Below are 21,176 nucleotides of genomic sequence, written 5' to 3' on the forward strand. Positions count from 1 at the left end.
CACCGCCTATGAGATCGGCCCCTACGTGACGTATACCCCCGCGGTGATGATCTCCGAGCGCGGACGCCTCGCGGCCACCCTCGATGCGATCGGGGCCGACATCGACCGGCGGATCGACACCCCCGCCCCGACTCCCTCATGGCGCGTCCGCGCATCATGGGGATGGGCGCGCCGTGGGCTCCCCTCGCGCGCGCCGACCCGCGGCAGGGCTGCTCCCGCCGCCTTTATGCGCCGCCCGCACGCCTCGCCGGGAGGAGGTCCGGAACGCGCCCCGCACGGAGGAGTAACCGTTCGGGCTACGTCACCGCGGTCAGTGTCGCGTAGACCACGACGTTGCTCTGGTAGCCGGTGCCCTTGACGTAGCGGCCGCCGCAGGTGATCAACCGGAGTTCGGGTCGGCCGGTACTGCCGTAGACCTTCTCGTTGGGGAAGTTCTTCCGGTCGTGAAGCTCGACGGCGCGGACGGTGAACACCGCTGTCCGCCGGTCCGCTCGGCCGATCTCGATGGTCGCGCCCTCGGTCAGGTCGCCGAGGTCGTAGAAGACGCCGGGATCGCCGGTGGGGGTGTCCACATGCCCGGTGGCGACGGCGGTTCCCGCCGAGCCGGGAGCCGTGCCGTCGCCGTACCAGCCGGCGACGCCGGGGGCTGACGCGGCCGGGGCCCGCAGCGCCCCGGTCGCGTCAAGCCCCACGCGTGCCATCGGCGCGTTCACGCCGATGGCACCGATCCGCAGCCGGACCGGCTCCGCGGGCGGCAGCGCGGAGACCGCAGGGCGGGCCGGGTCCGCGGTGGCTCCTGGGGGGCGGCCGGAGTCCACAGCGGTCGAGCCCGCCTGCGGCGGCCGACGCTGGGACGGGCCCTCCTCGCTCACGCCGGAGATCAGCAGCACCGTACCCGCCGCCATGGCGCACGCCAGCCCGAGGCGTGCGCAGAGGTACGGATCACGGGAAGCGCTGATACGGCGTCCGAGTCTCAGCCCGAGTCCAGGTGCCATCGCCAGGCTCGGCGATCAGGCTCGGACGTCGTCCGGGCGGCGCCGCATCAGCACCAGCCCGCCCGCGGCGGCCGTGGCCAGCAGTCCGCCGCCCAGGGCGAGCCCCACGCCGGAGTCCTCGGACGGCCCGAATCCGGCGTCGACCGAGCCCTTCGGGGAGTGACCGGTGACCTCGTACGTCTCCGTGACCTTGGTCAGCGGCGGACATTTCAGGGTGACCGTGTCACTGCCCGCCCTGGCTCCTTCCGGGATCTGGAACTCGCCGGTGAGCTCACCCTCCTCGTCACCCTCGAAGAGGTGGAAATCCCCGCCCACCTCCGAGTGGCCCTTGCCGTAGTCCGCGTCGGGGTCGCAGGCGCTCGTACTGACCGTGACCGTGGAGCCCGGGGCGGCGTTCCACGGGTAGACACGGACATCCGAGTCGTCGGCGGCAGCGACCGGGATCTGCAGTCCGAGGGCACCGAGAGCCAGGCCGATACCTGCACCTATGTGTGTGTAACGCATGCGAATCCTCCAACGGAACGGTGTCCGGCCTACCCGGTGCGGCGCATCTTTCGCGCTCTGTCCACGAGGCAACCGACAGCCCGCGGGTTCCGCAACCTGGCGCATCGCCACATATGTCGCCCAGTCAGGTGCTGCGACGCTCCTCCTCGGGACCCCTGCGCAGGTCACCGACGCGGAGATCATCAACAGCGACCACCCGCCCCCGCGTCGCCATCATGGTGAATGGCCGCCATGACGATGGGCGCCGCACGTTCCCGTAGGTCGCGCGTGGGTGCGGGTACCGCCATGGGTGGGTGAACGGCCATGTCCGGGACCGGTCCCGATGTGTAGGGTGGGCGGATGTGAGGGCGGAGAATCTGCGGGGCAACCTGGAAGGCATGCTGCTGTCGGTGCTGGAACCCGGCACGCAGCACGGTTATGCCGTGATCGAGGAACTCAAGCGGCGCAGCGGCGATGCCATCAACCTCCCCACCGGGACGGTCTATCCGGCGCTGCACCGGCTGGAGGCCGCGGGCCTGGTCGGCAGTGAGTGGACCACGCACAACGGCCGACGTCGCCGCAACTACTTCCTCACCCCGGCCGGACGCCGTGCCCTGGCGGACAAGCGGACGGCATGGCAGGAGATCTCCTCCGTCATCTCCGTCGTCCTCGGCGGATAGCGTGGCGCGTGCGGCCGTACTGCGGCGCTACGCCGACCATGTCGCGGAGCACCTGGTAGGGCCGTACTCGCGCCGCTCGGCCATCATCGACGAGGTGCTGGACGGTCTCCAGTGCCTGGTGGAGTGCCACGTGGACGACGGCGCCGACGGCGAGGAGGCGGCGCACCGTGCCGTCCGGGAGTGGGGCCCGGCGTCCGAGGTCGCCCGTGCCTACAACGACGCCACCCTGCGCATCAGCGCCAACCAGCTGTCCGTGCAGACGGTGTGCGCCCTGCCGCTGCTCGCCGCCGCCTGGGCGTCCGCGCTCCTCGGGGGCCCGGCCGGGCCCTGGCCGCACCATCCGCCGCTGCTGCTGACGGGGTTGGGGATCGTGGCCTTCGGCTGTGTGCTGTCCCTGGCGGGTGCGCTCTCCGGGCTGCGCAAGGGCACCGGCCCGGCCGCGGCGCTCGCCCGGCGTGACCAGGGGGTCGTCACGGGGACGCTCGCCGCCCTCATCGGGCTGCTCGCCGTGCTCGGCGCCCTGATCCTGCTGCTCCTCAACCGGGGCCTGAGTCACCCCGAATCCCTGGACTGGCCCATGGTCGCCATCCCCGCGACGCTGACCCTGCTGGCGGGGGCGTACTTCGGGACGGCGCTGAGGCGCTTCCTGTCCTTCCTGCGCGGGGCGGGCTCCGCGTAGCAACCGGCACCACGAGCGCCCCCGAATGCTGACTGTTCGTCAGAACACGTCCGCCGGGGGCTCTTTCGCGCACTCCGGAATGTGTTGCTTCGACTCGATCACCAGGCTAGCTTGTCCTCCGGTATATGTAGTGTGGCTACACAGTAGTGTCCCTACAGGAGGGGTTACCTTGGAGCGCGTGACTCGATGGGTGCTCTCCCATCGGCTGCCCGTCGTCCTGTTCTGGGTGGTGCTGACCCTGACCGGAGGGGCACTCGCCGGCGGCACGATCGACAAGCTCTCGTACGAGTCGCGGCTCCCTGACAAGCAGTCACAGGCCGCGAACGACGCACTGGCTCAGCGCTTCTCGGGGACCGGCGGCAAGAACGCCCCGCTGCTGCTCGTCGTGACCGTGCCTCAGGGCGCGAGCGTCGACGACACCGGCGTACGCCGGCAGTGGAGCGCCCTGGTCGCCAAGGTCACTCCGCGGGGCGGCCGCAGCGTCTCCTACGTGAGCCCCGGCGGCGAGTCCCTGGTCTCGAAGGACCAGCGCACCACGGTCGCGCTGGTCTACCCGCCCGCCAACCGGTCCAACGCCCCGTACGCCCAGTCCCTCCCGGACATCCAGGCGGCGGTCGCGCAGGCGAAGATCGCCGGGGCCCCGGTCGAGCTGACCGGCCAGCCGGTGCTCTCCGGCCGGGACGGCGGAGCGGCCCGCAGCCCGGTCCACGAGACCCTGATCGGCGCCCTCGGGGCCCTGGTCGTCCTGGCCCTGGTCTTCGCCAGCGGACTGGCCGTCGTACCCCTGCTGATGGCCGCGGTCGCCGTCCCCACCACGTTCCTGCTGGTGCGCGGCATCACCGGCATCACCGATGTCTCCTTCATCGTGCAGTTCCTGGTGGCGCTCATCGGCCTGGGCATCGCGATCGACTACGCGCTGCTCATCGTCACCCGCTGGCGCGAGGAACGGCAGAAGCCCGGCTCCGACGGCGCCGACCCCGAAGCGCGCCGCGAGGCGATCGTACGAGCTGTCGGCAGCGCCGGTCGCGCGGTCGTGCTCAGCGGGGCCACGGTGGCCATCTCCCTCGCCGCGCTCGTCGTCCTGCCGGTCCCGTTCCTGCGCAGCGTGGGGTACGCCGGTCTGCTGATCCCGCTGGTCAGCGTCGCCATCGCGGTCACCCTGCTGCCCGTCCTGCTGTACACCCTCGGCGACAAGCTCGACCGGCCACGCCGGACCCACCGCCCGGACAGCAGGCTGTGGGGCCGGATCGCCGGACTCACCACCCGCCGTCCCGCGCTGTGCGCCGTGCTCAGCGGAGCGGTGCTGCTCGCCCTCGCCGCGCCGGTGTTCGCCCTGCGCCTGGGGCAGCCCGCCACCGTGACACTGGCTCAGGGGGGCAGGCCGGCCGCCGCGTTCCAGCGGATCGTCGACGCGGGCTTCGGCGAGGGCATCGCCCGTCCCCTCGAGGTCATCGTGGACGCGGGCGGCGCCGACGCCCTGCACGGCAGGCTCGCCGGTCTCGACGGCGTGGCCGGTTCCGCCGCCCCGGGAGAGTGGACCGGCGGCGGACAGCGCGTCATCGACGTGTGGACCCGTGCCGATCCGTCCAGCGGCGACGGCCGCGACACGGTCACCAAGGTCATGGACCTCGCCCAGGACACCCCCGGCGCCCTCGCCGGTGGCGGACCCGCCACCGACGTGGACTTCATCGACGCCGTCTACGGCTCACTCGGGCTCATCCTGGCCTTCGTCGCCCTGCTCACCTTCGTGGTGCTCGCCCGTACCCTGCGCTCGGTCGTCCTCCCCATCAAGGCCCTGATCCTCAACACGCTGTCCACCTGCGCGGCCTACGGCGTGATCGTCCTCGTCTGGCAGAAGGGCTACGGCAGCGAGGCGCTGTTCGACACCCCGGCGATCGGGGCGGTGACCATCTGGGTCCCCATGGCGGTCTTTGCCTTCCTCTTCGGGCTGTCCATGGACTACGAGGTGTTCATCCTCCACCGCATCCGGGAGACGCACCTGGAGCTGACCGCCGAGGGCGAGCGCGACACCGTGGTCCCGTCCGTCGTGACCGGCATCAGCCGCACCGGACGGCTGGTCACCTCCGCGGCGCTCATCCTCTTCCTGGCCTTCACCGCGCTGGCCGGCATTCCGGTCACCGACGTGAAGGTGTTCGCCACCGCTCTGGCGGCGGGCATCGTCATCGACGCCACCGTGGTCCGGGGCCTTCTCACCCCCGCGCTGGTCACCCTTCTCGGGCGGGCCAACTGGTGGTTCCCGCGCTCCGTGGCCCGGATGCTCGTCACCACCCCCGAACGAGCAGCCGGGCCGGGGACCCGCCCCGCAGGAGACGGCACGGCAGGGCACGAGGGGCAGGCGGCGGGAGCGTCCGCCGCGGCCCCCACCACGCAGGCCGGTCCGCGGAGCCGCGCCTGACGGGTACGGGCCACCGCGCAGCGGATCGGGACGCCCTCGGCATCGCGAGTCCGGCGATGCCGGCGCACCCCGTCGCTGACAGGCGTGCCGGGCGAGCCCGCGCCGACCCCCGGTGTCAGACCGGGGCCAGTTCCGGCTGGCCCCGCTGCTCGCCGACGTTGCCCAGTCGCGGACCGTCCGCCGGCTTCGTCGGCCACCACAGCCAGGGCCCCGTGTCGACGGCGAGGGCCGGGACGAGCAATGGGCGGACGAACAGGGTGTCGAGGAGGACGCCCACGGCGACGATGACGCCGATCTGCGCGAGATAGCGCAGCGGCATGACGGTCAGCGCGGCGAAGGTGACGGCGAGAACGACCCCCGCCGAACTGATGGCGTTCCCGGTGGCGCGCAGCCCCCGGAGCGTGCCGATGCGCTGTCCCACGAGCAGGGACTCACGACGGACGCGGTGCATGAGGAAGATGTTGTAGTCCACCCCGAGCGCGATGAGGAAGACGAAGGAGAACAGGATCAGGGACGGCTCCGTCGCGGTCGAACCGAAGGCCACGTCGAAGATCATTGCCGAAATGCCCAGCGCGGCAAGGAAGTTGGCCACGGCGATGGCCACGAGCAGGACCGGCAGCGCGAGGCTGCGCAACAGGCCGAGCAGAAGCAGCAGCACGATCACCAGGACCGCGGGCAGGACGAGGGAGCGGTCGCGTTCGGCCGCCCGCTGCATGTCGTACACCTGCGCCGGATGGCCGCCGACCCGGGCTCGGGCGCCCGCGGCGGCGCGGAGGCGGCCGATGGTCTCCTGGGCGCGTGCGCTGTCCGGGGCGCTGTCGAGGGTGACCGCGAAGGCCGTGCGACCCGTCGCCGGCCCGGCGCCGGGCACGACCTCCGTCCGCGCGACCCCCGTCGTGGCGTCGATCCGCTGCCGCGTCCGTGCGGCGCCGTCGGAGTCGACCAGGACGACGGCCGGGCTGCCCGTTCCCGCGGGGAAGTGAGCCTCCAGAGCCGACTGGGCCAGCACCGAGGGCGCCCGCGCCGCGAGCGCCTGGCCCAGCGGAAGGCCGCCCGGTGCCAGCAGTACGGCGAGGCAGGCGCAGCCCGCGAGCGCCGCGCAGCCCACCGTCCACACCGGACGCGCGTGCCGCTCGACCACCGCCGCGACCAGGGACCAGACCCGCCCGCCGGACCGGCCGGAGTGCGGTCCCCGCGGCCAGAACATCGCCCGGGGACCGAGGAGCACGGCGGCCGGGACGAAGGTGAGCGCGGCCGGTACGCAGCAGGCCATCGCCACCGCTCCGGCCAGGGCGAGGGAGTGGTTGGCGGGGAGGGAGCTCAGGAGCAGGGCGACCATGGCGCAGGCCACCGTCGCCGCGCTCGCCGTGATGGGCGCCCAACTCGCCCGCAGCGCCGTCCGCATGGCGGCCGGGGCGGGCATCTCCGGCGCGTGCTCGTGATACCGCGCCAGCAGGAGCAGGCCGTAGTCCGTGGTCGCGCCGATGACCAGCACGGAGAGGATGCCCTGCACCTGCCCGTCGATCGTCACCACGCCCCAGTTCCCCAGCGCGTACAGCACCGCACTGCACAGGGTCAGCGCGACGACCCCGGAAGCGGCCACCACCAGGGGCAGCAGGACACTGCGGTGGACGAGGAACAGGATGGCGGCGACGGCGGCCAGCGCGATCAGCAGCAGCCTCCCGTCGATGCCCTCGAACGACGTCTGCAGATCGGCCTGCGCAGCCGCGGGACCGGCCAGCCGGACCCTGCTGTCCGGCAGCGAACCGGCGATCTTCCTGATGCGCTCCAGAGTCGGCTGGAGCCGGGACTCGTCCGGGTCGGTGAGCGTGACGACGCCCACGAGGGCCCGGCCGTCGGCCGAGGCGGTCACGGGGCCGAGGGACCCGACCGAGCGGGGCAGCGTGCCGAGGACCCGCTGTGCGGCCACGGGGTCCAGCCGCGCGGGTGGGGCCTTCCGGGCCGCGGCCTCCCACTCGACCACGACCGGTGGCCCTACGGCCGGTCCGCCCCGCTGAAGCTCCGCCGCCACCCGGCTCGACTCGGCCGTGGCGGGCAGCGTCGCAGGCGGCCGCTGGGCCGCGACCGACGCGAGGCGGCCGGGAAAGACGGCCGTGCACAAAGCCACGACCAGCCAGGCGGCCACGACGAACACCGGGAACCGGGCCACCACGGACTGCTCGCGGAACGAGCGCACGACATCACCTCACGCGTGGGGACGAGCACGGTGCCGAGTGCGGGGACGCTCGACCTCATCGACGGTGATCCGGTGCCGCCACCCCGGCCGGATCGGTGTGCGGGCCCGGATTACCTCTTCCGGGGGTACCGGCCCGGTGCACCTCACCGGGCCGGTGCCCTGCCGTCCCACGTGCCCGTCAGTAGACGAGCAGGCGGTCGCACGTGCTCGTGCCGTCGTGCAGCGAGTTGTCGCTGTTGAGGACGTAGAAGGCGTTGGCGAAGCCGGTCGCGGTGATCTTCGGGACCACGATGATGGTCTGGTCCGCCATGTTCAGCGAGTTCGGCCGCACCACGTTCTGGTACACCAGGTTGAAGAGGTTGTCCCTGAGGTTGGCGAGCCGGAGGATGCGGTACTCCCGGTCGCCTCCGGTGCCCGTGATGGGGGCGTGGTTGGCCGGAGCCGCCCACTGCGAGGGGGACGTGGCCATCCGGCCCTGCGCCTCCAGGTCCTGCAGGCGCCGCTGGGTGCTCGGCCGGACGCCCGCCATGTGGATGTGGAGCTGGTTGAGCTGCCGGGCCCCCTGCGAGTTGATCCCGAATCCGATGTACCGGGACTGCACGGGGACGTCCCCGCCGCTGCGCCCGGTCTCCCACGCCTCGTGCCAGTAGTTCGCGACCCCGCTGGTCTCGAGGAACGGGCACTCGATACCCGTGATGCGGCACGTCGGCACCAGGAGATAGTTCTGCGTGCTCACCGGCTTTCCGCGCAGCACGATGTAGTTCGGGGTCATCTTCAGGCAGTCCGGCTTCTGCCCCGACGGGGGGACCGTCCCGTTGACGCAGTACTGGACGTCGTTCCACAGCGGCTCGTTGTCCGTGGGCCTGCCGCAGATGCCCTGGAGCTGGGCCGGGGGACACGGGCTCGCGCCGCCCGGGGGAGGAGGCGTGGTTGGGCACGTGTCGGGTGTCGGGCCCGCGTCGGCACCGCTCGCCGCCGCGGCCGTGCCGCCGCTCAGCGCGGCCGCGCCGGTCAGCAGCGTCGCGGCACCGACGGCTCCGGAGAGGGCGACGAACTGACGCCGGGGTACGTCGTTCGCGTTCTGCTCGTCATTCATGTCTGAATCTCCGAGGGGATGACCACTGGCTGGGGGTTTTTGCAGGTTAGGTGCCGGAGATCGATTTACGGCGATTTGCTCATCGGCTGAACGAGTGAGCGTGGGGGAGGGCGGTACGCTGCCGGGCGATGCCGGAGAACCACCTGTCCCTGCCCGAGTCGGTGGACGTGCCGCTGCGCGGGGCGGGCCGGCTTCCGCACGGCTATCACCTCGCCCCGCACTCACACCCCCACGGCCAGCTCGTCTACGCCGCCGCCGGAGTACTGGCCACCACCACCGAGCGCGGCACCTGGGTCGCCCCGGCCAACCGCGTGACCTGGACCCCGCCCGGATTCGCCCACTCCCACCGCTTCTACGGCCGTACGGACGCCCGCCTCCTCAGCGTCCCGCCGGAGCTGTGCGGTGAACTCACCGACCGGCCGAGCGTGTTCGCGGTCGGTCCGCTGCTGCGCGAGGCGGTCCTGGTGCTGACCGACCGGCCGGAGACCCGCCCCGGCGCCCACGCCCGGCTGCTCGCCGTGGTCATGGACGAGCTGGCCGGGGCCCCCGAGCAGTCACTGCACCTGCCCGAACCCCGCGACGACCGGCTGCGGGCCGTCACCGACCTCCTGCACGCCGATCCCGCGCACCCCGCCACCCTGGCCGAGCTGGGCCGGACGGCCGGGGCGAGCGAGCGCACGCTGAGCAGGCTGTTCCACACCGAGCTGGGCATGGGCTTCCACCGCTGGCGCACCACCCTGCGCGTCCAGCACGCCCTGGCCCATCTCACCGGCGGCCTGTCAGTCACCGACACCGCCATGGTGTGCGGCTGGTCCAACCCCTCCAGCTTCATCGAGGCGTTCACCGAGGTGGTCGGCCAGACTCCCGGCCGGTATCGGGCGGAGCTGCGCGGTCGGTAGGTCGGCGGGTTTCCGGTATCCGCTGTCCCTTTCCCGGTGGTTGCTCGCCCCGGCCCGGCTCCAGAGTGGTGGCAGTCCCCCCGACCACCCCGCCGAGCACGGAGGCCCGTACACCCATGACCGAGACACACACCCACACCGCCGTGGTCATCGTCGGAGCCGGTGTCGCCGGGCTGGCGCTCGGCAACTTCCTGCTGCGCAACGGCGTCGGCTGCGTCGTACTGGAGAAGCACAGCCGCGCCCATGTCGAGCAGCGGCAGCGGGCCGGGACCATCGACGGCTTCGGGGTGCGGATGCTCCGTGAGTGGGGGCTCGCCGAGGTACTGGCGGGCGATCCGGTCCCGCGGAGCGAGGGCGGCTTCTACCTCGACGGGGAGGCCATGCCGATCGACGTGGACGACGACAACGAGAGCCTCTACTGCCCGCAGCAGGTCCTCGTGCGCAACCTCACCGACGTCTTCCTGCGAGCGGGCGGCGACCTGCGCCACGAGGCCGCCGACGTGACGCTGGAGGACATCGACGGCGCACACCCCCGCGCCCGCTACCGGGATGCCGACGGCACGCCCAGGGTCGTCGACTGCGACCTCGTCGCGGGGTGCGACGGCTTCCACGGCGTCAGTCGGCGGGCCGTCCCCGCGGGCGTCCTCACCGAGTACTCCCACCAGTACGGGTACTCCTGGCTCAGCGCCTTGGCCGCCGTCCCGACCAGCCCGTCCGGCATGGCGATCCACTCGCGCGGCCTCGCCGGACTGATCCCGCGCGGTCCGCACGCCACCCGCGTCTACCTCCAGTGCGCCCTGGACGACACCCCCGAGCAGTGGCCGGACGAGCGGGTCTGGGGCGAGCTGGAAGCCCGGTTCGGGACCTCGGTGGCGCGCGGGGAGATCGTCGGCAGGCAGATCGTGCCGCTGCGCGGCGTGGTCTTCGACCCGATGAGCCACGGCAGGCTCTTCCTCCTCGGGGATGCGGCGCACCTCGTGCCGCCGATGAGCGCGAAGGGAATCCATCTCGCCCTGCACGACGCCGAGGTGTTCGCCCGCGCGGTCCTCCGCTGGGCCGAGGACGGCGACACGAGCCTGCTCGACGGCTACTCCGAGACCTGCCTGCCCCACATCTGGAACTACCAGGCGTTCGCCACCTGGATCACCGACGTCATGCACGACGCCGGTGACACCCGGCACGCGGGAGAGTTCCGCAAGCGGGTCGCCCGAGCGGAACTCCAGCGGCAGTTCACCTCGGAGACCGCGAACCGGCTCTTCGCCGAACTCACCGCTGGCACCAACTAGTTGAGGCGCTCCGCCCGCGACGCCGAGCGCCCCGAGGTGACGGAAGGCGGGCGGTTCGCATGGCGCTGTGTCCTCGGCTTCAGGGATTCCGGCCGGTCACGGGTAGAGCTGCGCTCCGGGCAGCGCGTCGGGGTCCCGGCGCACCTCGGCGGTGTTCGTCTCGGGCAGGAACCAGGCGCAGCCGAAGGTGATCAGGCCCATGAGCGCGATGTACGCCGCGACCAGCGTGGTCGCCCCGGTCTTCGCGATCACGGCGGTCATCAGGACCGGCGTACCGCCGCTGACGACGATGGCGGAGAGCTGGTAGGCCAGAGAGGCGCCGGAATAGCGGACGTCGGTCGCGAACAGCTCACCGAGGTAGGCGGCCATCGGGCCGTACGTCAGTCCCTGGAAGAGGAAACCGACGGTGATCGCGACGAAGACCAGGGGCGCCGACGCCGTGTCCACCAGCGTGAAGTAGGGGAACGCCCAGGCCGCCACGCCGAGTCCGCCGACGAGGACCAGCTTGCGTCGGCCGAGGCGGTCCGACAGATGGCCCGCGTAGGGGAGTATTCCCGCCATCAGGGCCGAGCTGAGCAGGGTGACGGTGAGCAGGGAGTCGCGGTCCATGTGCAGCGTCGTGGTGCCGTAGCTCAGCAGGCCGGTGATGCTCACGTAGAAGAGGCTGTTGGTCGCGGACAGAGTGCCGCAACCGAGCAGGATGGTGCGCCAGTTACGGCGTATCGCCTCGGTCAGCGGGGCCCGGACCACGCTCGCTTCCGGCTTGACGGCGGCCTTCTCCTGGAGGGCGCGGAAGTCCGGGGTGTCCTCGACCTTGTGCTGGATGTGCAGGACGACGGGGAACATGACCGCGCTGAGCAGGAACGGGATGCGCCAACCCCAGTCCAGGAAAGCTTCGTTCGAGATGATCGAGCCGGTCGTGGTGAAGATCAGGTTCACGATGATGACCGCCACGGGCACGCTCGTCTGGCCGAACGTGCCAGCGAAACCACGGCGTTTGGGGTGTGCCGACTCCGTGAGGAGCAGCGCGATGCCACCCCACTGGCCGCCCGCCGCCGCCCCCTGGACGAAGCGGAGCAGCACCAGGAGGACCGGGGCGAGAACACCGACGCTCGCGGCGCTCGGCAGACAGCCGATGAGGAACGTCGCCGTCGCCATGCCGATCAGACAGGCCACGACCGTGGGCTTGCGGCCGTGCTTGTCACCGAAGTGACCGGCGAGCAGCCCGCCGAGCGGCCGGGCCACGAACCCGGCCCAGAAGGTGCTGAAGGACAGCAGCGTGCCCATGAGGGCCGACGAGTGCGGGAAGAACACGTGTGGGAAGACCAGCGCCGCCGCCGTGCCGTAGAGGAAGAAGTCGTACCACTCGATCGAGCTGCCGATCAGTCCGGCCGCCAGCAGCTTCCAGCCGGTACGGCGTTCGGACACCGGGGCGGGACCGGGGTTCTCGCCCTGGACGTGGGCCTGTGCGGATGAGGCCATGGGAGGCATCCCTCCGGTTCTGGTCAGGGGGTGTGTGCGGGGACGTCCGCCGGCCGGTCGGGGTATGTGTCACAGCTCTGTGTGGGGTGAGAGTAGGGCTGAGCAAGCGCTTTGGGAGATGGGGATTGGCTACACTCCTCGCACCCCAGGGGTGGGTGAATCCACCACCTCCCTTCTCTGGCAGAAGGCGAGCGATGGCACCGACCGGGTCCGAGCCCGACAGGAACGACGGCCAGGGCGAACTCGCCGCCTACCGGCTGCGCCGCGAACGCGAGTTGAGCAGCCTGTACGCCACGGCCCGTTCGCTGACCGTGCTGGGCGAGGTCGACGTGGTGCTCCCGGCCATCGTCCGGGAGGCGCACGAGCTGATCGGCAGCGACTTCGTCTATCTCTCGCTGTGCGACGCGGACGGCGTCCTCACCCTCAGCGCGGCGGCGGGCACCATCTCGCCGGAGTTCTCCTCCGCCCGCATGCCCGCCGGGGCCGGTCTCGGCGGCTGGGTGACCGAGACCAGGGCGCCGGTCTGGGTCAGCGACTACCGGCACGCCGACGGCTTCCACCGCGACCCCGCCTTCGACCGCCTCGTCTCCGACGAGGGGCTGGTGGCGCTGCTCGGCGTACCGCTCCTGGTCGGCGACCGTGTGATCGGCGTCCTCTTCGCGGCCGACCGCACCGAGCGCCCCTTCGAGAAGGACGAGGTCGCCCTCCTCAGCGCCTTCGCCGACCATGCCGCGATCGCCCTCAACAACGCGCGGCTGTACGACGAGAGCCGGGTGGCACTCCAACGCCTCCAGGACGCGTACCGCGTCATCGAGGACCAGGTCGCCACGATGGAACTGGCCGCCGCGGTGCACGAGGCGCTGACCCATGTGGTGCTGACCGGCGGCGGACCGGGCGACATCGCGCAGTCGCTGGTCGAGCATCTGCGGGGCGTGGTCACCATCCGGGACCGGGACGACGAGGTCGTGGCCACCCGCTCCTCCGGCGCCGGAACCCCGGGCGCCGACCCCGGACTCGAGCGGGAGCTGCTGGAGCGGGCCCGCCGGACCGGGCGATGCGTCCACGGCCAGGACGACGACGGCACGGTCCACAGCGTGGCCGCCATCCAGGCCGGTGGCAGCCACCTGGGCTCCCTGTCCCTGCGGCGCCGGGCCCCCACGGAGTCGGCCGACGTCCGGATGCTGGAGCGCTCGGCCCAGATCACGGGCCTGCTCATGCTCCTGCGCGACGCCCGGGTCGAGGCGGAGGAGCGGGTACGGGGCGAACTGCTCACGGAGCTGCTGTCCCACCCGCCGCTCCAGCCGGTCCATCCCGCGCTGCGCGACCGCGCGCTCGCCCGGGGCGTCGACGTCGACCGGCTCGACGTCCTGGTCACGGCCGACTGCCCCGACCGGTCCGCCGGTGACCTCGTCCGCGAGCTGCACGCCTCCTCCCCGGAGTGGTCCGGCCTGGCGGGCGAATACCTGGGCCGGGCGACGATGCTGCTCCGCGCGGACGACCCCGAGGCCGCGGTACGGACGCTGCACCAGCGGCTGCGCCGCCGACTCGGCACGCCGGTCCTCGTGGTCGCCGACCGGATCACCGGCCACGACCGCGCCCACTCCGTCACGCTCGCCCAGCGCTGCCTGGACGTCATGCGCTCCCTCGGCGAGACCGACCGGGGCGCCACCACACGGCGGTACGCGATGTACGGGCTCGTCTTCGACCCCCGCCGCGCCCACGAACTGGACGGCTTCATCGCCGACTCCCTCGGCCCCCTGCTCGACTACGACCGCCGCCGCTCCACCGACCTGGTGAGCACGACCGCCGCCTACTTCGCCCACTCCGGGAACCTGAGCCGGACCGCCCACTCCCTCCATGTGCACACCAACACGCTGCTGAAGCGCCTGGACCGCATCGCGGCCCTCCTCGGCGACGACTGGCGCTCGGCCGACTCCGCGCTGCGGCTCCATCTGGCGGTACGGCTGCACCAGTTGCGGGTGGTGCTGGACGGGCCGGTCTGACTTCCGGCAGTCAGGACGCGGCTGTCCGGTCGCGGGGCGAGCGGTCGCGCAGCGCCAGCAGGGTCCAGCCGCGGCCGGACGGGTCGAGGGGGCTGGTCGCGGCGGTGAAGAGTTCCGCGGCGCGACGGTAGGAGAGGCGGCCCCGGCCGGTCACCGGGCAGCGGTCGGCCGGGGGCGCGTCGGCGGGGGCCCGGCGAGCGGTGACGAACACCGGCCCCGCGGTACGGCCCGCCAGGAGCAGCGGGAGCAGCCGTGCGGTTCCCGGCCCCCAGCTCAGCCCGCCCCCGGCACCCCTCCTCGTCTGCCGCCCGGGGAGGTCCAAGTGGTCGATGTCCAGCGCGAGTACGTGTTCCACCGGTGCTCCGGACTCGTGGAGGAGGTACCACAGGGTCAGCTCGCGGAGCGGCGCCCGCAGGGCCAGGGCGGCTCGGGCGCGGTCCGGGGCGGGGAGCCGGGGCGGCGCCGGTGGCTGTGCCAGGCCCATGGTCGGGTCCGTGCCGATCCAGCCTCGCGCCAGCCACCAGGCGCCCGCGGCTCGAAGACAGGCCAACTCGCGTGTGAGGGAGGCGGGTCGTGTGGTCGCGGTGCGGTCGGCCAGTCCTTGTCGCAGCCGCTCCGGGGTCCTCGGGTCGTCCAGCACCGCGAGCGGCACGGTCGGCGGACTGGCACCTCGGCGGTCGCGCCCGGTGGGGGTCCGCCGGTCGACGAGGGGCCAGGCCCAGCCGAGCAACGATATGCGGTAGACGCGGCGCGAGGCGGGGCCGAGGTCCACCGCGCCGAGATAGCGGTCGACGGCGGCGCCGAATTCGACCGGTGCCGACTGTTCGTCGCTCATGTCGCCGTCCATCCGCAGTAAATGAGTTCACGGAGCCTGCTCGCGTTTCCCCAACCGACCGTACCAGCAGCGGTGTTGCAGTAAACGTTATTCATTTACTGCGCCAACTCGCTTTGGTGGAATTTTTTCCATAAAGGGGCGGGCTTTATTCATGGAAACCCTTGCGGGAAATTGCCGGACGAGGGCAGGGTACGCATTCATGACACTCGGAACTCGCCGGCTGCGCGTGCTGCGGCACGCCCGATTCCGCCGCTTCCTCCTCGGCCGGACCACCTCGCTGCTCGGCTCCGGGATGAACACGATCGCCACGACCTTCGCCGTGCTGCGGCTCCCCGGTGGCGGTGTCGACGCCGTCGGCGGGGTCATGGCGGCCCGGATTCTCGCGGTGCTGGTCGTGCTGCTGCTCGGCGGGGTGCTCACCGACCGGCTCGGGGCCCGTACGGTCATGCTGGCGGCGGATCTGCTCCGGTTCCTCTCCCAAGGTGTGCTGGCCGTGCTGCTGCTCACCCACAGCGCGCGGATCTGGGAGGTGGTCGTGCTGGCGGTGCTCCTCGGGATCGGGGAGGGCGGCTTCATGCCGGGCTTGTCGGCACTGGTCCCCGGCCTCGTCCCGGCCGACGAACTCGCGAATGCCAACGCGTTGTTGGAAATGACCCGGCCGATGACCTCCATCGCGGGACCGGGGCTGGCCGGGCTGCTCGTCGCCGCTTTCGACGCCGGGACGGTGGTCGCTGTCGACGCGGTCAGCTACGGCGTCAGCGTCGTCGCCCTGGCGGGGTTGCCGGTGGCGCGGGCTGCCGAGGGCGCCGGGGGTGGGATGTTCAGTGAACTGGGGCGTGGCTGGCGGGAGTTCACCTCACGTACCTGGTTGTGGGTCACCACTCTCCACATCGGCCTGTTCAACTTCGTCCTCTGGGCGCCGTTCCTGGTCCTCGGCCCGTCCATGGCCGAGCAGCGGCTCGGCGGGGCGCGGGCCTGGGGGTTGGTGCTGGCGCTGGAAGGAGTCGGCGCGATCGTCGGAGGGGTGCTGCTGCTTGGCCGGAAACCCAGGCGTGGGCTCGCCTGGTCCGTGGCCGCGTCGGCGGGCTGGGCCGTACCCGCCGCCGCGCTGGCCGTCGGGCTGCCGCTTTTCTGGGTAGCTGCCGCCGCCTTCTGCGCCGGTATCGGCGCCGCCGTGTGCACCACTCTCGCCACGACCGTGATCCAGCGGGACGTCCCGGCGGAGGTGCGCGGACGTATCAGCGCCTTCGACAGTCTCGGGGCCTTCGCGCTGGGGCCGCTCGGGCTGGCGCTGGCGGGGCCGGCGTCGGGGGTGGTGGGCGCGGACCGGGTACTGGGGTTCGGGGTGCTGTGGCAGCTCACCGCGGTCGGGGTGGTGCTGGCGGTGCCGTCCGTACGGAGGCACGAGGCGGTTCCGCGGGCCGGCGAGCGGGTCGGGGCGGTCCGGTGAACGCCCGCCCGGCGGACGGTCGTTCGGCCGTCCGCCGGGGGGTCGTCTACTGGTCCGTCCGCGTGGTCACGGGCAGGAGCTGGAGCTCTGGCCGACGACGTGGGCGTCCGCGTTGTCCGCCGCCTTCACATAGGCGGCCGACGTGCCGCGGCGGTCATAGGTCTTGGTGAAGTCGGAGCCCAGGTCGACGATGAACTTCACCTTGTAGCAGTACCCGGCGTCGACGCGCAGCGTGTCCCAGTCCTCCTTGTAGGGAGTGTGGCCGCCGCCCGAGGAGAGGTAGTAGGTGGTCTGCGCCACGTTGTCGCTCTTGCACGTCGGCTGCGTGGCCGTCCACGCGCCCGTACTGTCCCCGCCACGGCACCAGTTCTTGAGCGCGGTCGCGCCCAGCGCGGTGTCGTTCACGGAAGACGAGCAGCCCGCGAGGCTGCAACTCGCCCCGGCGTTGGCGGCGGTGGCCGAGCCCAGCACCGCGACGAACGCCATCGCCGTCACCGCGGCCGCCGCTCTCCCCAGCCCTCTGGGCAGCACTTTCTTGGAAAACACCGAAGATCCCTCCCCTGTCGGCCCATGCGTTGGCACGAACTCAGCCAGGAAGCTAGCGGCATTCACCGGCCGTGTCAGCGCGTCGGCACCGGTGTGAAATTGCCGCCCCGCGGGGTGGTGGAAGGGGAGTAGGTTGGCCGCATGGCTTCCGTACTCGTCGTCGGCGGGGGCATCCGCAAGACCGAGCAGTTGCTGCCGTTGTTCGAGCAGATCGTGAACGTCGTCCACCGCCACGCCCCTCGCGCCGCCCTCGCCTTCAACACCAGTGGCGGGGACAGCGTCGAGGCGGCGCTGCGGTGGCTGTGAGGGTCAGGCCAGCGGCTTGCTGAGGACCGCCTTGCGGTGGCTGAAGGTGTCCAGGGAGTAGCGGCCGTGGTAGTTGCCCATGCCGCTCTCGCCGACGCCGCCGAAGGGGAGGTCGGAGACGGTGAGATGGGCGAGGGGGAGACCGTGGCCGAGGCCGCCGGAGGAGGTCTCGGCGGCGATCCGCTCACGGGTGGTGTCGGAGTCGGTGAAGACGTACAGCGCGAGCGGCTTGTCGCGGTCGTTGATGAAGTCCACCGCCGCGTCCAGGTCCGGCACGGTCACGATCGGGAGGATGGGGCCGAAGATCTCCTCCCGCATCACCGGCGCCTCGGGCGCGACGTCGGCCAGCACGGTCGGCGCGATGTACTTGTCCGCACGGTCGCTGCCCCCGCCGACCGCCACCCGGCCGGAGTCCAGCAGGCCCGAAAGCCGGTCGAAGTGGCGCTCGTTGATGATGCGGCCGTACTCCGCCGAGGCCGCCGGGTCGGGGCCGTAGATGCCCTCGACCGCGCGGACGAGCGCCGCCTCCAGGGCGGGGGCGGTCTCCGGGTCGGTGAGGACGTAGTCGGGGGCGACACAGGTCTGCCCGGCGTTGAGGAACTTCCCGCGCGCCAGCCGGTCGGCTACCACCTCGAGATCGGCGTCCCGGTCGACGAACGCCGGTGACTTGCCGCCCAGTTCGAGGGTGACCGGGGTGAGGTGCTCGGCGGCGGCGCGCATGACGACACGGCCCACCGTGCCGTTGCCGGTGTAGAAGATGTGGTCGAAGCGCTCGGCCAGCAGAGCCGTGGTCTCCGGGATGCCGCCCTCGACCACGGCGACCGCGTCGGTGTCCAGGTAGGCCGGGATCAGCTCGGCCAGCGCGGCGGAGGTCGCCGGGGCCAGCTCGCTCGGCTTCGCCACGACCGCGTTGCCCGACGCCAGGGCGCCGACCACGGGGGCGAGCAGCAGCTGCGCCGGGTAGTTCCAGGGGGCGATGACGAGGACGACGCCGAGCGGGTCGTACTGCGTCCACGCCGTGGCGTCGTCACCGAGGTACGCGGGGACCGGCGCCGGCTCGGGGCGCAGCCACGCGTCCAGGTGCTCCAGGGTGTGGTCGATCTCGCGGATCGTGAAGTCGATCTCCGTGCGGTATGCCTCGGTGGCGCTCTTGCCCAGGTCGGCGTGGAGGGCTGCGGCGAGGTCGGCACCGTGCTCGGTGAGCATCGCGCGCAGTCGGCGCAGCTGCTCCTTGCGCCATTCGACGGACTTGGTCCGTCCGGTACGGAACGTGCCGCGCAGCCGGGCCACGGTGTCGGCGGCCTGCTCGGTGGGGGAGTGGTTCACGGGTGCCTCGCGTCCTCGACGATCAGATGTAAACACCAACCTTCCAGACGGCCGGGAAAATTCCACGGATTGCCCGGAATGACGTAGATCACGGCGCGTACGCGAAAGGGCCGCCCCGGATGATCCGGAACGGCCCTCGGTGGCTCTCGCGGTGGCTCAGGAAGTGGTGAGGTTGATCATGCGGTGGTCGGACAGCGTGCCGTCCACGACCCGGCACGTGTACGTGGGCCCCTGCGGGCCGAAGATGTAGTCGATCTTGTTGTTGCCGTCCGTGGGTGCGCCGGTGTGCGGCGAGGACGGGGTCGGCTGCCCGCACTCCTGGTGGCCGGGGTAGAGGGGGTTGAGGTAACTGACGTCGTTCTGCGTGGTGTTGAGGTCACCGCCGTAGTAGGTGGTGTAGCCGCGCGGCGTCAGGCCGTCGACGGTGTCGCGCATCGCCTGGGCCTGCTTGGGGCGGTACAGGTCCGACGGGTCGGTGTCGTCGCCCGCGGGCTTGCCGTTCGCGTCCGTGTACGGCCCGCTGCTGAAGTGGGCATTGCAGTACGCGGTGCCCTCGGCCGGCATGACCGCGCAGAGCATGGGCCGCTGCTCCTTCGCGAAGTCCGTCGACTTCTTCTTGGGCGGCGACGGAAGGACGGTGCCCTGGTACCAGGTGTTGCTGTCGGGCACGGCGAGGGCGATGCCGAAAGAACCCCGGCTGACTCCGTCCTTGGAGTCGTCGCAGTCCTTCTGGGCCTCGATGGCCGTGTCGCCGACCTTGAAGGACGTCGGCATGAAACGCACGTCCATGGGACCGGCCCAGCTCTCGAGCGCCAGCTCCAGAGGCTTGGCCGCCTTCTCGCAGATCTCCTGGAAGAAGATCGCGTCGGGGCGCCGGGTGCCCATGGCCTGGTGGAGCGCGTTCGACACGTTGGTGGCGACGGTCGTGGAGGGGGCGTCGTTCAGGGAGCACGAGCCGTTGTTGTTGGCGCAGACGTTCCAGGAGACGACGTCACGCGCGACCGGCGCCTGGGTGGTGGGCGCGGGCGCGGGACTGGTGGAACCCTGTCCGCCGACCTTCACCAGGGAGAAGCGCTCCCAGGAGCCGAGGCTGTTCGGGTTGGCGGGCGGCGCCGTACGCGCCCGCAGCAGGCCCGCGTCCGGGTAGGTGCCCAGTTCCGCCGCGACATACTTGCCGTTGGACGCCAGCAGGCCGAAGGTGCCGTCGGACAGCTGCTTGAGGGTGAAGCGCTCCCAGGCCCCGATCGTCGTCGCCCGGGTCCGCAGCATGGAGGCGCTGGCGTCGTCCTCGGTCGTGACGTAGTTGCCGGTCGCCTCGGAGCGGAAGCTCACGGTGCTGCCGAAACCGCTGTCCGTGACCCAGTCGGTGTGCAGCGTGAACTGCTCGGTGGTCTCGGGTGCGGTGGCGGTCAGGTTGGCCCTGAGCTTGCTGTCACCGCCCGTTCCGGCGGAGACCGTCACGAAGTGACCGGCCACCTTCAGCGCCCACCTCTGGCCCGCCGACGAGGGGGGCACCGGGGTGTCGGCCGCGACCGACGGCGCGGCCACTGCCACGACGGTGCTGAGCGCGGTGAGCACCGCCGCCAGCAGGAGCCGTATTCGTTTGAGCATGTGTCATCCCTCGTGAATGCTCCGCGCCTGTACACGGAGTGAACGCGAGGTGAAGTCAACCATGATCCAGACCGGTGAGACATGGACATGTCTGACCGGTCCGCGCGGGACAGGACCCGGCCGTCAGGCGTCCGGCCGCAGCCGCACGTCCATCCCGTCGGTCTCCGTCCAGAAGCGGTCGTCCGCGTCCTGGAGGCGGGCGGCGGCGTGACGGAGGTGGAGGCGGGCGGCGGCCCGGGCGGCTTCGGGGTCGTGGGCTTCGACGGCGGCGAGGATGGCGTGGTGCTCCTGGCGGACCGCCTCGATGAAGTCGGTGCGGCGGGCCTCGTTGGCGCGGGTGACGCGGATGCCGTCGCGGGCGACCTCGCCCAGGTAGCGCACCGTCTGGACGAGGACCGGGTTGCCGGTGGACTCCGCGATGGTGCGGTGGAAGGCCAGGTCCTCATCGACGCCGTCACCGTCGGCGGCGACCGCCGTGTCCAGCGCGGCCAGCGCCAGCCGCATCCGGGCGATGTCGTCCGGTGTGGCCCGGGTCGCCGCCAGGGCCGCGGCCTCGCTCTCCAGTGCGGCGCGGACCTCGACGATCTGGAGCACCTTGGACTTGGTGCCCGGGGACTCCGCCGTCAGGTCGAGCGGCCGGGTGCGCCGGGGCAGGACGAAGACGCCGAGGCCCTGGCGCGGCTCGACCAGGCCCGCGTTGCGCAGCCGGGACACCGCCTCGCGGATGACCGTACGGCTCACTCCGAGCTGTTTGACCAGCGCGACCTCGGTCGGCAGTCTGTCGCCCTCGGTGAGCCGCCCGGACTCGATCTCCTCCGCGAGGATCGCGGCGACCCGGTCCGCGAGCCGTATCGGACCGCTCACCTTGGAAAACATGCTTTTCAGT

The 21,176-nt window shown here is 71.9% G+C and carries 18 protein-coding genes; 8 read left to right on the forward strand and 10 right to left on the reverse strand.

Going from position 1 to position 21,176, the window contains the following annotated elements:
- Window positions 1-296 precede the first annotated feature (296 nt).
- Window positions 297-905 (reverse strand): class F sortase, encoded by a 609-nt coding sequence (locus tag ACIPPM_RS04295; RefSeq protein WP_401442745.1) that lies wholly within the window; start codon window positions 903-905, stop codon window positions 297-299.
- A gap of 105 nt (window positions 906-1,010) precedes the next feature.
- Entirely contained in the window at window positions 1,011-1,499 is a 489-nt protein-coding gene (locus ACIPPM_RS04300; protein WP_401442748.1) for a sortase, read from the reverse strand.
- A gap of 341 nt (window positions 1,500-1,840) precedes the next feature.
- Here ACIPPM_RS04300 and ACIPPM_RS04305 point away from each other — a divergent pair, with 341 nt between their 5' ends.
- The 3 genes from ACIPPM_RS04305 to ACIPPM_RS04315 all read left to right on the forward strand — a co-directional run bounded on the left by ACIPPM_RS04305 (window position 1,841) and on the right by ACIPPM_RS04315 (window position 5,253).
- A complete protein-coding gene (locus tag ACIPPM_RS04305; RefSeq protein WP_401442750.1) occupies window positions 1,841-2,158 on the forward strand; it encodes a PadR family transcriptional regulator in 318 nt (105 codons plus the stop codon).
- Between the two features lies 1 nt (window position 2,159).
- Entirely contained in the window at window positions 2,160-2,837 is a 678-nt protein-coding gene (locus ACIPPM_RS04310; RefSeq protein ID WP_401442752.1) for a hypothetical protein, read from the forward strand.
- 178 nt (window positions 2,838-3,015) lie between these two features.
- Window positions 3,016-5,253 (forward strand): MMPL family transporter, encoded by a 2,238-nt coding sequence (locus ACIPPM_RS04315; protein ID WP_401442755.1) that lies wholly within the window; start codon window positions 3,016-3,018, stop codon window positions 5,251-5,253.
- Between the two features lie 115 nt (window positions 5,254-5,368).
- On the opposite strand, the gene ACIPPM_RS04320 is transcribed toward ACIPPM_RS04315, so the two are convergent.
- Complete coding sequence (locus tag ACIPPM_RS04320; RefSeq protein WP_401442758.1) at window positions 5,369-7,450, reverse strand: MMPL family transporter; 2,082 nt, start codon at window positions 7,448-7,450, stop codon at window positions 5,369-5,371.
- Between the two features lie 178 nt (window positions 7,451-7,628).
- The gene (locus ACIPPM_RS04325) at window positions 7,629-8,546 is read right to left on the reverse strand and encodes a CDP-diacylglycerol diphosphatase (protein ID WP_401442760.1); all 918 of its coding nucleotides are present in this window, start codon (window positions 8,544-8,546) and stop codon (window positions 7,629-7,631) included.
- Window positions 8,547-8,674: 128 nt separating this feature from the next.
- On the opposite strand from ACIPPM_RS04325, the gene ACIPPM_RS04330 reads away from it, so the two are divergent.
- The gene (locus ACIPPM_RS04330) at window positions 8,675-9,445 is read left to right on the forward strand and encodes a helix-turn-helix domain-containing protein (RefSeq protein WP_401442762.1); all 771 of its coding nucleotides are present in this window, start codon (window positions 8,675-8,677) and stop codon (window positions 9,443-9,445) included.
- A gap of 116 nt (window positions 9,446-9,561) precedes the next feature.
- A complete protein-coding gene (locus tag ACIPPM_RS04335; protein WP_401442765.1) occupies window positions 9,562-10,731 on the forward strand; it encodes a 4-hydroxybenzoate 3-monooxygenase in 1,170 nt (389 codons plus the stop codon).
- Between the two features lie 96 nt (window positions 10,732-10,827).
- On the opposite strand, the gene ACIPPM_RS04340 is transcribed toward ACIPPM_RS04335, so the two are convergent.
- Complete coding sequence (locus ACIPPM_RS04340) at window positions 10,828-12,213, reverse strand: MFS transporter (protein ID WP_401442768.1); 1,386 nt, start codon at window positions 12,211-12,213, stop codon at window positions 10,828-10,830.
- Window positions 12,214-12,407: 194 nt separating this feature from the next.
- Here ACIPPM_RS04340 and ACIPPM_RS04345 point away from each other — a divergent pair, with 194 nt between their 5' ends.
- Window positions 12,408-14,216 carry a helix-turn-helix domain-containing protein gene (locus ACIPPM_RS04345; RefSeq protein ID WP_401442771.1) on the forward strand — a complete coding sequence of 603 codons (1,809 nt, stop codon included), beginning with the start codon at window positions 12,408-12,410 and terminating at the stop codon, window positions 14,214-14,216.
- Window positions 14,217-14,226: 10 nt separating this feature from the next.
- Here ACIPPM_RS04345 and ACIPPM_RS04350 read toward each other — a convergent pair whose 3' ends face one another.
- Entirely contained in the window at window positions 14,227-15,051 is an 825-nt protein-coding gene (locus tag ACIPPM_RS04350) for a hypothetical protein (protein WP_401442773.1), read from the reverse strand.
- A 199-nt stretch (window positions 15,052-15,250) separates the two neighbouring features.
- On the opposite strand from ACIPPM_RS04350, the gene ACIPPM_RS04355 reads away from it, so the two are divergent.
- Window positions 15,251-16,501, forward strand: a complete 1,251-nt coding sequence (locus ACIPPM_RS04355; RefSeq protein ID WP_401442775.1) for an MFS transporter — start codon at window positions 15,251-15,253, stop codon at window positions 16,499-16,501.
- Between the two features lie 66 nt (window positions 16,502-16,567).
- Here ACIPPM_RS04355 and ACIPPM_RS04360 read toward each other — a convergent pair whose 3' ends face one another.
- Window positions 16,568-17,047 carry a hypothetical protein gene (locus ACIPPM_RS04360; protein WP_401442778.1) on the reverse strand — a complete coding sequence of 160 codons (480 nt, stop codon included), beginning with the start codon at window positions 17,045-17,047 and terminating at the stop codon, window positions 16,568-16,570.
- 141 nt (window positions 17,048-17,188) lie between these two features.
- Between ACIPPM_RS04360 and ACIPPM_RS04365 the strand changes: the two genes are divergently transcribed.
- Window positions 17,189-17,353 carry a hypothetical protein gene (locus tag ACIPPM_RS04365; protein ID WP_401444248.1) on the forward strand — a complete coding sequence of 55 codons (165 nt, stop codon included), beginning with the start codon at window positions 17,189-17,191 and terminating at the stop codon, window positions 17,351-17,353.
- 3 nt (window positions 17,354-17,356) lie between these two features.
- Here ACIPPM_RS04365 and ACIPPM_RS04370 read toward each other — a convergent pair whose 3' ends face one another.
- From ACIPPM_RS04370 to ACIPPM_RS04380, 3 genes are all read right to left on the reverse strand, one after another.
- A complete protein-coding gene (locus ACIPPM_RS04370) occupies window positions 17,357-18,679 on the reverse strand; it encodes an aldehyde dehydrogenase family protein (protein WP_401442781.1) in 1,323 nt (440 codons plus the stop codon).
- Window positions 18,680-18,835: 156 nt separating this feature from the next.
- On the reverse strand, window positions 18,836-20,290 hold the full coding sequence (locus ACIPPM_RS04375; RefSeq protein WP_401442783.1) for a fascin domain-containing protein: 1,455 nt from the start codon (window positions 20,288-20,290) through the stop codon (window positions 18,836-18,838).
- A gap of 123 nt (window positions 20,291-20,413) precedes the next feature.
- Complete coding sequence (locus ACIPPM_RS04380; RefSeq protein ID WP_401442786.1) at window positions 20,414-21,166, reverse strand: FadR/GntR family transcriptional regulator; 753 nt, start codon at window positions 21,164-21,166, stop codon at window positions 20,414-20,416.
- Window positions 21,167-21,176 lie beyond the last annotated feature (10 nt).

It is taken from the genome of Streptomyces sp. NPDC090119 (assembly GCF_044747085.1).
GTDB lineage: Bacteria > Actinomycetota > Actinomycetes > Streptomycetales > Streptomycetaceae > Streptomyces.